Source organism: Paracrocinitomix mangrovi, assembly GCF_019740355.2.
Lineage (GTDB): Bacteria > Bacteroidota > Bacteroidia > Flavobacteriales_D > Crocinitomicaceae > Paracrocinitomix > Paracrocinitomix mangrovi.
In genome coordinates this window covers 2606152-2621127 of record NZ_CP091819.1, presented here as the reverse complement: position 1 = coordinate 2621127, position 14976 = coordinate 2606152, and the positions used below count along the sequence as shown (strand labels likewise).

The 14976-nt window shown below is 34.6% G+C and carries 17 protein-coding genes; 6 read left to right on the top strand and 11 right to left on the bottom strand.

Annotation, left to right across the window (positions count from 1 at the left end):
- Positions 1-95 precede the first annotated feature (95 nt).
- The 4 genes from K6119_RS12055 (at position 96) to K6119_RS12040 (ending at position 4944) form a co-directional block, all read left to right on the top strand.
- The gene (locus K6119_RS12055; protein ID WP_221832013.1) at positions 96-1652 is read left to right on the top strand and encodes a tetratricopeptide repeat protein; all 1557 of its coding nucleotides are present in this window, start codon (positions 96-98) and stop codon (positions 1650-1652) included.
- 114 nt (positions 1653-1766) lie between these two features.
- A complete protein-coding gene (locus tag K6119_RS12050) occupies positions 1767-2822 on the top strand; it encodes a hypothetical protein (RefSeq protein ID WP_221832011.1) in 1056 nt (351 codons plus the stop codon).
- 25 nt (positions 2823-2847) lie between these two features.
- Positions 2848-3471, top strand: coding sequence for a YbhB/YbcL family Raf kinase inhibitor-like protein (locus K6119_RS12045; protein WP_221832009.1), 624 nt, complete (start codon positions 2848-2850; stop codon positions 3469-3471).
- Positions 3472-3477: 6 nt separating this feature from the next.
- Entirely contained in the window at positions 3478-4944 is a 1467-nt protein-coding gene (locus tag K6119_RS12040) for a YHYH protein (protein ID WP_221832007.1), read from the top strand.
- A gap of 59 nt (positions 4945-5003) precedes the next feature.
- On the opposite strand, the gene K6119_RS12035 is transcribed toward K6119_RS12040, so the two are convergent.
- The 7 genes from K6119_RS12035 to K6119_RS12005 all read right to left on the bottom strand — a co-directional run bounded on the left by K6119_RS12035 (position 5004) and on the right by K6119_RS12005 (position 10365).
- Positions 5004-5900: a septum formation inhibitor Maf gene (locus tag K6119_RS12035; RefSeq protein ID WP_221832006.1), complete on the bottom strand. Its 897-nt coding sequence runs from the start codon at positions 5898-5900 to the stop codon at positions 5004-5006.
- 130 nt (positions 5901-6030) lie between these two features.
- The gene (locus K6119_RS12030) at positions 6031-6192 is read right to left on the bottom strand and encodes a hypothetical protein (protein ID WP_221832004.1); all 162 of its coding nucleotides are present in this window, start codon (positions 6190-6192) and stop codon (positions 6031-6033) included.
- Positions 6193-6218: 26 nt separating this feature from the next.
- A complete protein-coding gene (locus K6119_RS12025) occupies positions 6219-6923 on the bottom strand; it encodes a DUF4386 domain-containing protein (protein WP_221832002.1) in 705 nt (234 codons plus the stop codon).
- Between the two features lie 3 nt (positions 6924-6926).
- Complete coding sequence (locus K6119_RS12020) at positions 6927-7241, bottom strand: hypothetical protein (RefSeq protein WP_221832000.1); 315 nt, start codon at positions 7239-7241, stop codon at positions 6927-6929.
- Between the two features lie 31 nt (positions 7242-7272).
- On the bottom strand, positions 7273-7482 hold the full coding sequence (locus K6119_RS12015; RefSeq protein ID WP_221831998.1) for a hypothetical protein: 210 nt from the start codon (positions 7480-7482) through the stop codon (positions 7273-7275).
- A 36-nt stretch (positions 7483-7518) separates the two neighbouring features.
- Entirely contained in the window at positions 7519-8493 is a 975-nt protein-coding gene (locus K6119_RS12010; protein ID WP_221831996.1) for an NAD(P)-dependent alcohol dehydrogenase, read from the bottom strand.
- A 135-nt stretch (positions 8494-8628) separates the two neighbouring features.
- Positions 8629-10365, bottom strand: a complete 1737-nt coding sequence (locus K6119_RS12005; RefSeq protein ID WP_221831994.1) for a helix-turn-helix domain-containing protein — start codon at positions 10363-10365, stop codon at positions 8629-8631.
- 205 nt (positions 10366-10570) lie between these two features.
- On the opposite strand from K6119_RS12005, the gene K6119_RS12000 reads away from it, so the two are divergent.
- Positions 10571-11695, top strand: coding sequence for a hypothetical protein (locus tag K6119_RS12000; protein ID WP_221831992.1), 1125 nt, complete (start codon positions 10571-10573; stop codon positions 11693-11695).
- A 12-nt stretch (positions 11696-11707) separates the two neighbouring features.
- Here the strand turns inward: K6119_RS12000 and K6119_RS11995 are convergent, their stop codons facing one another.
- From K6119_RS11995 to K6119_RS11980, 4 genes are all read right to left on the bottom strand, one after another.
- Complete coding sequence (locus tag K6119_RS11995) at positions 11708-12355, bottom strand: hypothetical protein (RefSeq protein WP_221831990.1); 648 nt, start codon at positions 12353-12355, stop codon at positions 11708-11710.
- A 61-nt stretch (positions 12356-12416) separates the two neighbouring features.
- The gene (locus K6119_RS11990; protein WP_221831988.1) at positions 12417-12653 is read right to left on the bottom strand and encodes a hypothetical protein; all 237 of its coding nucleotides are present in this window, start codon (positions 12651-12653) and stop codon (positions 12417-12419) included.
- Between the two features lie 16 nt (positions 12654-12669).
- On the bottom strand, positions 12670-13383 hold the full coding sequence (locus K6119_RS11985; protein WP_221831986.1) for a VIT1/CCC1 transporter family protein: 714 nt from the start codon (positions 13381-13383) through the stop codon (positions 12670-12672).
- 2 nt (positions 13384-13385) lie between these two features.
- Positions 13386-14000: a class I SAM-dependent methyltransferase gene (locus tag K6119_RS11980; RefSeq protein WP_221831984.1), complete on the bottom strand. Its 615-nt coding sequence runs from the start codon at positions 13998-14000 to the stop codon at positions 13386-13388.
- A 126-nt stretch (positions 14001-14126) separates the two neighbouring features.
- Here K6119_RS11980 and K6119_RS11975 point away from each other — a divergent pair, with 126 nt between their 5' ends.
- Positions 14127-14972 carry a helix-turn-helix domain-containing protein gene (locus K6119_RS11975; protein ID WP_221831982.1) on the top strand — a complete coding sequence of 282 codons (846 nt, stop codon included), beginning with the start codon at positions 14127-14129 and terminating at the stop codon, positions 14970-14972.
- Positions 14973-14976 lie beyond the last annotated feature (4 nt).

Sequence of the window (14976 nt, the reverse complement as noted above, 5' to 3'; positions counted from 1 at the left end):
GTCTAATTGCACTCACCGCATTTCTGTGGTATAGTAACAATTCATTTTTACAGCAAAATGATGAGGAAAAAGCTTTTGAGGAAGTAAGTTCCTTGATGAATGAGATTACTGAAACAGGTGATCTTAATGCATCAAGTAGATTGGAATGTCTTCAAATTTATGAAGATGGAATTCAGTTGGTTGATACTTTATCTCCATTGTCTGAAGCACGGGCATATCTCTATTTCAATTATTCAAAGTTTCTACATAAAATTGGAGATGTAGATGAAGCGTTACGCTATGGTTTGCTTGTAAATGAAATAGTAGAAGACCCGGACTACAAAGGTGAAAAATATTATATCTATAATGAGTTAGGCAAAGTTTATATCAAATTAGGAGATCCAGAAAAAGCTGTAGAAATTGAAAAGCATGGGCTTAACCTTAAAATTGAGGAATCAAAAGTTTCAGGTAATCAGGATTATCATTATTTATTCAATGAGCTCGGATTAACATATTTTGGTATTGGGCAGTATGACAGTGCCATTCATTATTATAACAAAGCCATCTATTCTGATTTTCCTTTTAACAACCATTTCAACTTTGTTTTACTTGAAAATAAAGCTGAAGCATTGATAAAAAACGGAGCTATTTCAGAAGCAAGAATTGTAATTGATACTTTAAAGAATCATGCAGGTAGATTTGACCAGCAAAGGAGGAATATCAATTATTATTTACTTGAATCTGAATTGTATTTGGCAAAAGGTAATCTTCAATTATCGGGTAATTATTTAAAGCTTGCATATGACTCTTTGGTTGTTTCAAAGGAGCGGTATGAACACAATATTTGGAGAAGATATCTAAATAATAACAATCATTATTACACGCTTTTGGGTGATCCACATCTTCTGTCTAAAAATGAATTAAAGTTAAGCCAGTTTGAAGATAGTTTAGATGTGATAAAGGAGCGAATGGTGGCACAAAGTAGAAGTGTTCATCTAGATCAAATAATTCAAAATCAACAATTGATAGAAGAACAGCACCTATCTGTTCTGAAGCAGGAAAAATTGGAAAACAAAAATAAATCACTTTTGTTAATTGTTGCTGTTTTAGGAATTCTGGTTCTAATGATCCTGGGTACACTTGTGTATCGTGCCTATAGTTTGAAAAAGAAAATGAATAGGGAACTGAGTAAGGAATTGGGAGATACAATTGACTTAAAGGATGAGCTAAAAGAAACACTGAAGTACAAAGAAGGGGATATTCAAAGTCTGCATCATCATCTTTCTGAAAGTTCTGAACAGGTTCAAAAATTAAAGGAGACGCTAAAAAGAATTAATAACACTACAGACCTAAAAGAAAAAGAAAGAATCCTGATGGATTTTATGATTGATGTGCGTCAAAATATATGGACCCTTGAATCAAATGAAGAGATGTTATCTCAGATTGACCAGATCAATGAGAAGTTTAAAAATAGTTTACTTCAAAAATATCCGGACCTTACAAAAGGTGAGCTGCAATATTGTTGTTTTATAAAAGCCGGTTTGTCAAATGCAGACATAGCAGCCAAGAAAAACACCTCTTTAAATACTGTAAAAACTGCTAAACACAGGTTAAAAAAGAAATTGGAATTGGATAAGTCTGACAGTTTAGAAAATTTTATTTTATCCTGGTAGTGGATTTAAACACTTGTTAATCAGCCCAATATTTTATTGCTTACTTTTTGCTTACCGCGTAAAATTGATTGCGTTAAAAGATCTTTTTATCCTTGGATTATCAAATCGAAATGAATGAAAAGAACAACACTAACAATTTTATCAATAGTGATGATGGCGTCACTGAATTCATGTAAGAAGAAAGGATGTACAGATTCTACTGCAACCAATTTTTCAGAAGAAGCAAAAAAAGATGATGGTTCTTGCACATATATCACAGATGGATATACGGGCACAGCTTCTATCTCTCAAGGACACGCAACAACTTCTGTTGCCAATTTATTTCCTCAGGGTACACGTCCTGCTGGAGTAGGTACAATAACTTCAACTGATGGGGTTTCATGGACGGTTCCAGCCGATAACAATTATCAAGATAATTCATTTCCATGGGCAAGTGATATGCATAATATCTATGTTTCAGGGCATGATTATGCAAATGTTGCTGCGGCTGAAGCTGCATTAGATCCTGCAGATGTGGTAGTAATAGATGCTGCCGGAGAAGTAATGACTGCCTATATCTGGGCAGATAATTATTTTGAAATGTATGTAAACGGCGTTCCTGTCGGTAAAGATCCTGTTCCATTTACAGATTTTAATGCTTGCATTGTTCAGTTTAAAGTTAGTCCTCCTTTTGATTTAGCTATGATGTTAGTTGATTGGGAAGAGAATTTGGGATTAGGTTCAGAAGAACACAGTGGTAATGCTTATCATCCTGGAGATGGGGGATTAGTGGCTGTAATTAAAAATCAATCAGGAAATGTTATCTCTACAACAGATAATACTTGGAAAGCTCAAACTTATTATACGGCTCCGGTTACAGATTTGAGTTGTCTTTCAGAATCTGGAAATTTGAGATTGTCAGACAATTGTTCTACAGCAGATTCAAATGACGGTACATTATATTTTGCGGCGCATTGGCCTTTGCCAACTAATTGGCAAAATGAAGGTTTTGATGATAGTAATTGGCCGGCTGCAACAACTTATTCAAATACAGAAATAGGAGTTTCTAATAAACCATCTTATACAAATTTCACAGATGTTTTTGACAATTCAGGAAATGATGCTCAATTTATTTGGTCAACAAATGTCATACTCGACAATCTTGTATTAGTCAGAAAAACAATTCAATAAACTTTAAACAACTAAAAAATTAATTATGAAAAAATTACCATTGTTATTATTATTTGCCGGAATGTCGGTTTTGTCATCTTGTAAAAAGAAAGGATGTACTGACATCAACGCCTCAAACTACTCTGCAGAAGCTGAAAAAGATGACAAAAGTTGCCAATACGATTTTTATTTAAGAAGTGATGCTATTGATGAAAATGGAGAGTTGATGGCAGATTATAAATGCGAAGATAAAGTAAATGGAATCGAGGCTTCTATTCCATTAAAATGGGGAAATGTTCCTGACGGAACTGGATCTATGGCAATTATAATGCAGCATTTTCCAAATCCAAATGATCAATCACAAGCTAATAGTTATCTGTTGCTTTGGGATATCAGTCCTTCTGTAACTGAAATGCCTCATGGAACTGCTGATGATGGACCTTGGTTTATGGGATCAAATAAAGATGGAGATTACATTTCATATACATCACCATGTTCGCCAGATCCGGGTACACATGCTTATGAAATAATACTTTATGCTTTGTCAGAAACACCGGCATCATTGCCTGCACAAAGCGATATTTCTGTTGATTGGCAAACATTGAAAGATGCAATTGCGACAGTAACAGTGATAGACACAGCAGTTTTAGAATTTAATGACGTAAACTAAGAAATGATGAAATCAATAATATTTATAGTATCAATTTTAATATCCTCGCTTACGTTCGCGCATGGAAGAGGTCATCACAATCATGAAAATGTCGAACTAAAAACGTGGACATTTGATGATGGAACTTCTATAGAAGGTGCGTTTAGTTTAGCGAAAGAGGGAAAAGTATATATTGAAACTGCTAATCATGCAGTAGTGGCGTATCCAACCGAATCTCTAGTTCAGGAAGATGAAGATTTTGTTCAGGCTAAAATTGAAGAAGTTGAAAAACTAAATTCAATGACCTTAACAATAAATAAAAAAGAATCAACTTCTGAGGATACATCTGAATCTTCAGCTTTACCTGTTTGGGTTTATGTTTTATTGGGATTAATTGTTGTATTGCAATTGATGCTGTTGCTGAGAAAATCAGGTAGAAAAAAGCTTACTTTATCTGCTTCAATGCTGGTTTTATTAGGACTAACAGCTACAGTTGCAGCTTGTAAGAAAAAGGGATGTACTGATCCATTAGCAGAAAATTACAGTGAAAAGGCTAAGAAAGATGATGGATCTTGTACTTATCAGTTTACTTACTCTGCAAGTCCAAACGCTAATGTAATCAGTGCAATGGAAGCGGCTTTTGCTCCATATGCTCCGCACGTTTCTTATTCAAATGACGGTACGACGTTTTTTGTTGAGGCTGATGCGATTGCTAATCACGATATGATGAAGGGAATTACAGCATGGATTGATCAATTTCCGATTTATCAAAAAATGAATGGTTCAAATTCATGGCAAATTCCAATTCAACCTGAATATTCTTCAGCTGGATATAACATTGAAGAGCACTTTAGAAAGTATGCTATCGGAGTTGCGGCAAATGGAATTGCTATTTTCAATCCATTTAATGCTACTGGTGAAATATCTGCAGATATAGGTGAGTTGGATGAGTTTGGTGGACATGCCGGAACAGGAGATGATTACCACTATCATTTACCTCCAACTCATTTGGATGGTGGAAGTTCACCAACAATTATTGCCTATGCTTTAGATGGATTCCCTGTTTATGGATCTTTAGAGCCTGATGGAACGCCAATGCAAGATTTGGATCCACTTTATCACGGTCATGAAATTGATGGAAATTTCCATTATCACGGAACAACAACTTACCCATACATGGTAAATACTTTCAGAGGAATGGTTGGAATTGAAAATGCGCAAGACGCACCTTATGATCAAATTACGCCGCAACCATCTACTCAAAATTTCAGAGGTAATCCTTATGGTTTATCAGGAGGAGCATCAAGTACCTTAATTGATTCTTGTGTGGCCAATGGAATGGGTAATGGATATACTTTGTACTATACATTGAATGGTTCAGATAAAAAGATGGTTGAATATCATTGGGTAGCTGGTCCAACAGACACCATTACTTTGAATTTTTATCATGATACACAAGGAACTTTAGATCAAACACAAGTTTGGACTAGATAAGGCTTAATTCAAATACAGTTTAAATTCAAATTTTTAAGGGAGTCATTTGGCTCCCTTTTTTAATGCAAGCCTAGTTTGAATCTTGAAAGAGAGTCGGCCTTTGAGTTTTTATTCCAATAATCAATTTTCATTGATTCCATCAGCACTCCACTTGACTCAAGTTTTTCTTGTGATTCGCAACTTCCACATGGATAAGCTTCTTTCCATTTAAGGATTTTATGAGGAAATTTAGTTTCAAATTGAATTTCAACATCTCTTTCTATTTCAGGATATGACATTGAATAAATAGTGATATCGTCTTCCACTTTTTTTGAGCATTTACATTGATATGGAGTTAATTTTTTATGTGCCAATCTTAAATAGCTGAAAGCTGGAATTATCTTTTGTTCACCCACTGGAAGCTGTTCAGGTCGAACTCTAATCATTGTCCAAATTTCATCTTCCAAAATATTTAATGGTTGATGACTATGGTTTACAGATTCTCCTTCAAAATAGGAGTTGATAGTAACATCAAAGTCCCTGTTACGGATCATTTCCATGTATGTTTGGCCACACCATTCCTGGGTGCTACATGATAATTTTGTGGCATGTTCAATTTTATTGACAGGATAAAATACACTGCTCATTATTGAGTACGGGTAGATACCGGTAACAAAGTTTTTAGTAAAATTCATTTTCAATACAGATACATTGTCATCTCTTTCTTCATCTGCCTTAGTGTTGTATGTTTTTGAAAAAGGTTCGGTAACAAAAATCATTACTGCATTACCTTCTCTAATTTCTCCGTATCGTGCTTGTTTTAATTCATAACTACTTATTTCTGCCTGCCCATCATACCAATATGAATTAAACGACTCAACATTTTCTGGTGAGGTTTGATCATTCTCTGAAGAATTGCAGGATAGTAGAACGGATAGTAATATCCCAAAATAGAAAGAGGTAATTGTCATTTTCATAATAACAATGTTATGGAAATTAGGCAAGTAGAATATTGATTTTGATCAGTTAATTGAATGAATAATGGTTTGATATAAATAAAATCGGCCAGCATTAAGCCGGCCGATTCTCTAACAAAAGCGAATATTACTATTCACAATTTGAGTCCAAATCGAACTCAAAGTTCTCGCTGGTATTAGGATTTGTTCTGCAGTCTTCACAGTTTACATTTATGTTATCTAACATACTTGCACAAGAAGACATTCCAATAAATACAAGTCCCAATAACAGGGTCATTCTTACCTTTTTCATATACTAATTTTTAGGTTATTGATAAATTATAATTGTAGTCCATACTTTAGCTCGCACCGTCCTTTCCTTGTTTTTTCAGCTTTAAACAGCAACCAAGCTGTAAGTGATAATTCACCTATGAGTCCAGGTAGTACAACTATTAATGCTGAGATGTCAGCAAGATTGGCGTAGCCTGGATAAGTGAACTGTAAAATTGTATCTACAATGTATCCAACACCTGCTATAAATAACAATGAAGGAATGGCAGGATATATTTGTCTGGATTTCTTGAGTAAAATTGATAGTAATATCAAGTGAATCCCGAAAAACACTAAGCCAATTAACCAAACATTGTTGAAGTTGTTTAATGAATTTGAAACCTCTTTTACTAGCAATGAGTTGACAACATTGTTGGTAGTGATCAATTCAAGCATATGTACTAATTGGATGAGGGCTGCTCCAAATATTAATGCATTGATCAATCTAAACAAGGCTGTGATTTTTGATAGTCTTGCATCAACATTTTTGAACAATACATACAATACCCAGGTGAGTACTATGTCAAAAACTACCATAAAAATAAAGGCCAATACGGCTGCCATAACTAAAGGCACATGACTTGACAAATTTTGATAAGTAGCAGATGGATCTCCAGCCATTTTTAAATCTTCCAAGACATAGAAATTGGCAAAAATTCCGGTAATGAATATTATTAGATATCCAATTCCTCCTAAAATTGCTGTTTTTCTCATGTTTTATAGTTTTTTAAAGACGAATTTGTAGTTATAAATATTCCCTTGAGAATACAGTCTGTCTATTTTCAAATTGTTTAATTCCAAGGTCATCATGTTTATTAGAATTTCACTTGTCCCTTGAATTTCTAGTATTTCAATTTGAAAGTTTTCAATACTAAAGCTCACCACAACAAAGTTTTCATGATGCGTGTCAAATTCAAATTGACTAAGATCTAGTTGAACTTTTTCAGTGATCTCTTTTTTTAAGGATGGATTAAGGCCTGCAAAACTTATGTTGGCCAAGGCTAATCCAATAGTTAAAATTGCTATTTTCATATTATTAATTTATAGGGTTAAAATTTTAAGGTCATTTACTGTTGAGCAGCTTGCTTTTAAACTGATCTCTTAAGAATGCCATTTGCAGAATAAATGCTGCAATCAATGTTCCTACTATTTTATAGGACAGGTCATTTTCTTCTCCTAGATAAAACACCGTTAATACAATTAGAGTTATCCAGTTCAATGCAAGAAGCGTTAAGATGGTTCTTGCTGAAAATTTTATTTTTAATGCTTTCATTTTATTAAGATTTTATGTTGTTTTTTGATTTAATTATTATGCCACTTTGATGATTACGTTTCCCCTTTTGTGTCCTGCATCAACATACTTGTGCGCATCTTGAATTTGTTCCAAAGTGTAAACTTTGTCAATCACAGTTTTCAATTTGTTATTAGCTAACAAGTCTGTGATTTTTAGCAAATCGCGCATTCTTTGATCTTGTTTGCGTAATCCGGTTGCGGCAAACTTTAGTTTCTTTTTAGAAAATGGATTGATAAAAAGCATGTGCATCAATGTTGGAAATTCCATTACTGGTGTTAGATACACACCTTTTACGCTCAAGTTTTTCTTTGCTTTTCTGAAAGACAATTTTCCTACTGTATCAAAAATTACATCAAACTGCTCTGAGTTGTTTGCTAGCTCATTTTTTGTATAATCCAAAACCTGATCAGCTCCTAGTTCTTTAACCAATGATGAATTTTTGCCACTGCAAACTGCAGTTACTTCTGCTCCAAATTCTTTTGCTAATTGAATTGCTGCTGAACCAATGCTACCAGACGCACCATTGATTAGTACTTTATCTCCGGCTTTGATCGTAACTTGTTCTGTTAAAAATGCAATAGCTGTGCTTCCTCCATCAACAATTCCTGTTGCTTCTTCAGCACTTATGTTTTCAGGTTGATGAACTATCATTTCATTTTCTGACATACAGATATATTCAGCATATGCACCACATTTTAAATCTGTAGCGGCAATTACTTTTTCTCCTACTTGGAAATTGGTTACCTCTGCACCAATTGCTTCTACTATCCCTGCTAGATCAGTTCCCGGAGTCTTTACTTTTGGTTTTGATATTCCTGTAAACAAACGCCCAAAGTATGGTGTGCCTGTTCGCATCATAGTACTTGCTCTGGTGACAGATGTTGCCTGAATTTTGATTAATACTTCATTTGATTTTGGAGTAGGTTTCTCTGTGTTTTTTAATTTAAGTACCTCTGGTCCTCCGTACGCATTTACAATAATTGATTTCATAATATTCGTTTTTGTTATTTGATTTGAGGACAAATCTAGGGCAGCCAAATCGCCAAAACGTTCGGAATCAAAACCATGAGGTTCCGAATTATAATTCAGAACCTTTTTAGAGGATTTATTAAAGAAAAATGGAAGTTATTGAGTGCTAATCCACTCTTTTGGGGACATGCCCGTTGACTTTTTGAAGTAGGTATTAAAAACGGTTTTAGAGTTAAAACCACTGTCGTATGCCAGGCCTAGAATACTAAACTGAGCATTTTCAGGATTAACCGCAAGCTTTTTGAAATGCTCAATTCTATAATTGTTTATGAATTGGTTAAAGTTTTGTTCGTGCATTTCATTGATTAGCCATGACAGTTTGTTAGGATGAATATCAATTTGATTAGCTAAATCCCTTAAGGTTAATCCGGCATCCAAATAAGGTTCGGTTCTTTTAAGGTGACTGACTAATTTCAATCGGTATTCTTCAGCTGAAGAATCGTCTAAAAGGGCTTTTTTCTCAGCTTTTGTAGCTTCCTTTTGTTCTATCTGAAATATTTGGTCAAAGTGTTTTTGATATCTCTTGTCTTGACGTAATACGTCTACAATTGGGTCAGGATAACGCAACATTAACAAGGTAGACTTATTTTCAATAGCCGATTCAACCCACTCAAAAGCTTTGTCTATTTGTCCTGTTGCTGCATACATCATAAATAGATAAGAGTCTGAAGTAAATCCATCTGGTGATTTGGCCTGTTCTTGAAGTAGCGTAAAATATTTATCGGTATTTTCTGAGTCATTCTTGTTGGCATATGCCAACGCAATTGCGCCTGTAATTTCTCCTTCTACCAGTTGAACCTGAATGTCATCAAAATAACGAATCACCTTATCATATTCTCCTAACTTAAGTAAACATAAGGTCATTACAGCATGTGCAGGTATGTTTTTAGGATTAACAGCAATACAAGTTGACAGCTGAGCATAAGCATCTTCAAAATGGCCTGTCATATAATCAAAGTATGCTTTAAAGAATAGTGTTTCTTGATTATGTGGATCAATACTTAATGCAATATCGATATGATTTTTAGCTCCTGTTTTATCTCCCGAAAGCACTAATAGAAATGACATAAGCTGTTGAGCTTCGGCATAATTTGGTTTCTGTTGAATAGTCTTTTCAGCATAATCTAAAGCCTTTGAAAAATCACATTCTGTAAAAAATGCACTATGTCCTTTTTGATAAAAAGCTTCAGGATTTTGAGGGTCTAATTCAAGGGCCTTGTCTATTAATTCATTACACTTTAACCAGGCATCTTGAAAAGACAATGCACCCGTCATTCCTAAAAAACTATAAACATCAGCCAAACCAACAATAGATTCTACGTGCAAAGGATCGAGTGTTAAACTTTTTTCAAAGTATTCTTGCGCAATTTTAGCATCATCCGGATTCCATTTGTTCTTGTAGAATTTGGCCATCAATGAATACTCGTAAGCACTCATGTTTTCGGTTTGCTTTTTTACTAAATGGTCCTGCATTTCAAAGTGACCAAAGTTTTCACGGATTTTATCTGCAATCAAAAGACTTATTTCATCTTGTACCTGAAAGATGTCATCCAATTCTCTGTCCCAGGTTTCAGAAAAAAAGTGAAAATCGTCTTCTGCTTGAATGAGCTGAGCAGTAATTCTTACTTTATTTCCTCCAAAGCGAATACTCCCTTCTAAAATGAGTGTTACACCAAGTTCTTTTGCTATTGAAGGGATAGGATTGTTTTTCCCTTTATAATAAAATGAAGATGTTCGGGAAGTTACTTTTAGATCATGAATTCGTGTTAGTGCATTGATGATTTCTTCTGTGATTCCATCTGCAAAAAATTCACTGTCCTTTCTGTCGCTCATGTTGGCGAAAGGTAAAACGGCGATTGATTTGGATGATTGATCTTTTTGCACTGTATAACAAACTTAGCAAATAGATCATTGAATTAAAATTGAAATTGCTTGATGTTGTGAATTTTGGATTAAAGTGTTGTTTCAATTTGTTGACAATCAATTGATATAAGGTCGTTATTTGAAGAATTTATATCTTGTTCCAAATTTATGAAGCATGCGTAACATCAAGATCATTTTAGTAAGTGCAATTATTCTGACTGCTTGTTCCGGTAATGAAGAAGAATCTGATAGTTCTGAACACAATGAAACACCAATTCAAGAAACAGAAGATTCTACTATTTATACTTCCGGTTTATTGTTAGGAATTGAAGACCATGATCTTGGTAACAGAACGTATTGGATTAAGTTCTCCAACAAAGGAGCTGAAGTAGATTCTATTATGGGTGCTTTTATAACTCCACAAAAAGATGGATTTTACATTGTACAACAAGTTCTTGGTGAAGCTGCTGCTGATTGTGATTATGAAGACTATGATGGAACACAAACAAGTGGACAATGTTCATGGAGTGTGTCTGAACTGTTAGTGACCAAGGTAGATAAGTACGAATCAAATTTTAAGAAATTAAAGGAACGTGTAAAGTCATTGGCAAAGGAATCTGCTTATTGTGGTGAAAGTGGTAGCGATTATGAATTTCCGATATTTATTGGTAATGGTTTTGTTGAGTATACGGTGGGTGGTGAATCAAGCGAGTGTGCTCCGGATGGTCCGGGTGGGGGATTTGATAAGGATACTATTATTCCTATAGGCTCAAAAAGAATTTCTCCATATGCTTCTGACCACATGAACAAAGAGCAAATAGATGAAGCGTATGCTCAATTAAGTAAGTGGTTTGTAAATGACGGTGTGATAGATACTGCATCCTATTCTTATTTCAGCCCTCAAGAAATGTTGGTTTATTTTGATTACCTGAACGGGCGCGTGTCAATGAGTGCACGCAATGTTTATGGTAGAAATTTACAAGATACTTGGGAAGAGACAGTGTTAATCGGAGACGCTTCAGATGAATTACAATCGAATGAGTTTCCTGAGTATGGAAAACAATTAGTAAAGGGTGTAAATGAAGTAAGTAACTATATTATCTCGCCTATTGATAGTACTTATGGTATGTTAACTTACAAAGAAGAAAAAATTAGGTTTAAAACCTATCCTCAAGATGATATCATTCATATCATGAATGTTGGTTGGGCCAGCGTAGTAATGGCTGAATGGTGTAATGCCGCCAATATTGACAAGTGGCAGGAAAAGGTAGATGAAGTAAAAAGTATGGTTAAAGAATAGCGCTGAATTGCTCTAAGGAGCAATGTAATATTCGGTGAGTCTAGATTCATCATAACTACATTGAGTTTGAATCTGCGATATAAAGCCTGTCTGAGTTGAGATCATCCCAATTCCATTTGCAAACTTGGTGTGTTTAACCCAGGTATCCTCACAATTGGTAAAAGGAGAACCATTGTTGTACGAATAATGTAATTCACTATCATATACATTAAAAGTTCCGGCCGGAACAGTCATTTCATACTCAGTTCCATCTGTAATAAAATAGTTATTTACTTCTGTACCTTCTATTATTTCTAATGTGTCTATCCCCTCAATAGTACTATATAGTTTTTGACCATTTTGATTCACTATATAATGAGCTGAATCTCTCCAAAACCAATCATAGCTATTAAAAATGTGAAAATCACCATGGAGATGAGTAAAGGTATTTCCATTGATTAATGTGTCACCAACAACATAAACACAGTCTTTGATAGTGGTGAGTGTCTCATTGCCCAGGCTATCTATTTTAAACCAATCATATTTCCACCAGCTACCTTGAGTAGTGACTAAATCAAATGAAGAAGGTTCATTTGGAGTTTCAATTTTTACTGAAGGATCTTTCCTGCAAGAGAAAATGGTTAGAATTACTAAAACCAAAAGATAAGATGCGTTTTTCATTGTTTGGGTCTTTAGCAGAAAAACGCGAGCAAATAATAAATATTGTTTTGGTAGTTATGTGCTAATCAATTGTTTTAGTGATTTTTTGCATAGCAATCTCCCCACATTCAGGGCATTTAATACTGACTTTGGGCTCACCTTTTGCCTTGTACCGAATTCCACCAATTTCCCAAATATTTGATATTTTACCACAGCTTTTGCAAGTAAAAGTCCACTTTTTAGATTCTTCTTCCATCTGTGAGAATTTTTTCTTAGAGGTGAAGAATCTGGCAACTTTTTGTGATGTACTTAATTTCATTTCTATTTATTTAGGATTAAACATTCACTCCAAACAGGTATCCAACAAATGCGGATAATCCCATTGCAATGGTTCCCCAAAAGGTAATCCTTATGATGGCTTTATTGATTTTTGAACCACCTGTTTTGGCCGCAACGATTCCCAGAATTATTAAAAACACTGTTGCGGATCCATATAGCACATACTCCATCCCTTCAATTGGCACAAATAAAGTAACAAGTAATGGCAGTAATCCTCCCAAACTGAATGCGGCACCAGAAGCTAATGCGGCCTGCATAGGTTTAGCCTGACTAATTTCGTTAATTCCAAGTTCATCCCTAATATGAGTGCCAAGAGCATCTTTTTCAGTTAACTCTTTAGCTACAAGTAAAGCGGTTTCTTTTTTTAAACCTCTCTCTTCATATATGGCCGCCAATCTTTGTAGCTCAATTTCAGGCATTTCTTCCAGTTCTTGTTTTTCCCTTTCAATATCCGCTTTTTCAATATCAGTTTGAGAGCTTACAGAAACGTATTCACCTGCAGCCATTGAAAGTGCGCCGGCTACCAATCCTGCTAATGAAGCTAAGACTACAGGTTCTCTAAAATTACTTGCGGCCGCAACTCCTATGGCCAAACTGGCCGTTGATAAAATACCATCATTGGCACCTAAAACTGCCGCTCGTAGCCAATTACTTCTGTTTATGTAATGCGGAGCTAAATAATCTTCTAATTCATCCTTTTGAGCTTCCATAACTATTTCTTTTTACCAAAATATCTAATTACTGAACTTAATCCTACGTGATACATTCCTTCTTCTAAAACAACTTCATTTTGTTTCAACTCAATTGTTTCAAATCCTGGAAATAATGCTTCAATTTCATCCAGGCTATATAAAAAGTCAGGATGTTTTGGTCCGCCTGCTTTTGGATTTTTGGTGCTATGTTCTAAATGATCTTTGCTAAATCCTTCAAGAATAATGTGTCCTCCCTTCTTAATCAAATCGGCAATTTTATGATGATATTGTCTTTTAATATCTGGTGGGAAATGAGTGTATATTAATGCAATTGCGTCATAACTGTTGGGTGCATACTCAATGTCTTCAAAATCACAAACGGCATAGTTAAATGATGTTCCTTTCGCCTTGGCCCATTCTTCAGCCCTTGTTTTTCCTGCATCACTTTGATCAAATGCATCTACTTGCCAACCAGTACTTGCTGCATAAACTGCATTTCTTCCTTCTCCCTCGCATGGTAATAGCAGTTTGCCCGGTTCCAATTGATCTATAATTGATTTGAAGTAAACATTTGGCTCAGTACCATAAGCAGACTCCTTTTCACTGTACCTTTCGTTCCAAAATTCTTTGTTCATATTGAAGTTGTAATCTTTACTTTAAAGTTAATGACTTTATGAATTAGAATACATTTAGTTACCTAGTAAAAGGCAAATTCTTGATTGTTAGATGCTTTTGTTATTTTTATTGAAAATACCACCATCATGCTCAATTTTTACCAAATAGTTAAAGAGAATCTAAGCTTTAACAGATTTCAGTATGACGATACTGTTTGTCTTGAATATACTTGTCCAATAGAAGCGGATAACATTGGAATTTTTTCAAAGAACGATTATCTGGTGTATGTTCTTAGTGGCAAAAAAACGTATGTGACTCCATCTGGCGAATGGACACTTCAACCGGGACAGGTACTTTATTTAAAAAAAGGGGCAGAAATTATTCATCAGTATTTTGATGATGCTTATTGTATGTTGGCTTTTTTCTTGTCAGATGACCTAATTAAGGATGTATTTAATGAAGAAAAGAATAAACATACTTTGAAAATAAATAAAGATTGTGCTCCATTTGTTGGTAGAGAAGTTCAATCAACAGAGTATTTAGAAGGATTTTTTTATTCAATGCTCAATTATTTTAGAGGAATAGATCGTCCACCTGATAATATTCTATTGTTGAAATTAAAAGAGCTGCTAATTACCTTAATGAATGCAGATGCTAACCTGACTTCATATTTTAGTGAATTGTCCCAAACAGATAAACCGTCAATTCAACACATTATGGAAAACAACTTTTGTTTTAATCTTAAGTTAGAAGAGTTTGCTGAATTATCGCACCGCAGTTTATCTTCTTTTAAAAGAGACTTTCAAAAGATTTATAATGAAAGCCCTGGGAAATGGCTCAAGAATAAACGAGTTGAAAGGGCGGCTAATCTTTTGAAAAATACTGATTTGAGTGTTACTCAGGTAGCATTTGATGCAGGCTTTGAAGATTTGTCTCATTTTAGTAAAGCTTTTAAGAGTATAATAGGTGTAACTCCTACCGATTTTAGATAAAAAC

Bases quoted from the DNA above. Each gene is read 5' to 3' on its own strand.
- K6119_RS11975 (WP_221831982.1), top strand. From the start codon at position 14,127: ATGCTCAATTTTTACCAAATAGTTAAAGAGAATCTAAGCTTTAACAGA.
- K6119_RS12035 (WP_221832006.1), bottom strand. From the start codon at position 5,900: ATGAAAATGACAATTACCTCTTTCTATTTTGGGATATTACTATCCGTT.
- K6119_RS11990 (WP_221831988.1), bottom strand. From the start codon at position 12,653: ATGAAATTAAGTACATCACAAAAAGTTGCCAGATTCTTCACCTCTAAG.
- K6119_RS12010 (WP_221831996.1), bottom strand. From the start codon at position 8,493: ATGAAATCAATTATTGTAAATGCGTACGGAGGACCAGAGGTACTTAAA.
- K6119_RS12005 (WP_221831994.1), bottom strand. From the start codon at position 10,365: ATGAGCGACAGAAAGGACAGTGAATTTTTTGCAGATGGAATCACAGAA.
- K6119_RS11980 (WP_221831984.1), bottom strand. From the start codon at position 14,000: ATGAACAAAGAATTTTGGAACGAAAGGTACAGTGAAAAGGAGTCTGCT.
- K6119_RS12050 (WP_221832011.1), top strand. From the start codon at position 1,767: ATGAAAAGAACAACACTAACAATTTTATCAATAGTGATGATGGCGTCA.
- K6119_RS12015 (WP_221831998.1), bottom strand. From the start codon at position 7,482: ATGAAAGCATTAAAAATAAAATTTTCAGCAAGAACCATCTTAACGCTT.
- K6119_RS12000 (WP_221831992.1), top strand. From the start codon at position 10,571: ATGCGTAACATCAAGATCATTTTAGTAAGTGCAATTATTCTGACTGCT.
- K6119_RS12030 (WP_221832004.1), bottom strand. From the start codon at position 6,192: ATGAAAAAGGTAAGAATGACCCTGTTATTGGGACTTGTATTTATTGGA.
- K6119_RS11985 (WP_221831986.1), bottom strand. From the start codon at position 13,383: ATGGAAGCTCAAAAGGATGAATTAGAAGATTATTTAGCTCCGCATTAC.
- K6119_RS11995 (WP_221831990.1), bottom strand. From the start codon at position 12,355: ATGAAAAACGCATCTTATCTTTTGGTTTTAGTAATTCTAACCATTTTC.
- K6119_RS12055 (WP_221832013.1), top strand. From the start codon at position 96: ATGAATGAGATTACTGAAACAGGTGATCTTAATGCATCAAGTAGATTG.
- K6119_RS12040 (WP_221832007.1), top strand. From the start codon at position 3,478: ATGAAATCAATAATATTTATAGTATCAATTTTAATATCCTCGCTTACG.
- K6119_RS12020 (WP_221832000.1), bottom strand. From the start codon at position 7,241: ATGAAAATAGCAATTTTAACTATTGGATTAGCCTTGGCCAACATAAGT.
- K6119_RS12045 (WP_221832009.1), top strand. From the start codon at position 2,848: ATGAAAAAATTACCATTGTTATTATTATTTGCCGGAATGTCGGTTTTG.
- K6119_RS12025 (WP_221832002.1), bottom strand. From the start codon at position 6,923: ATGAGAAAAACAGCAATTTTAGGAGGAATTGGATATCTAATAATATTC.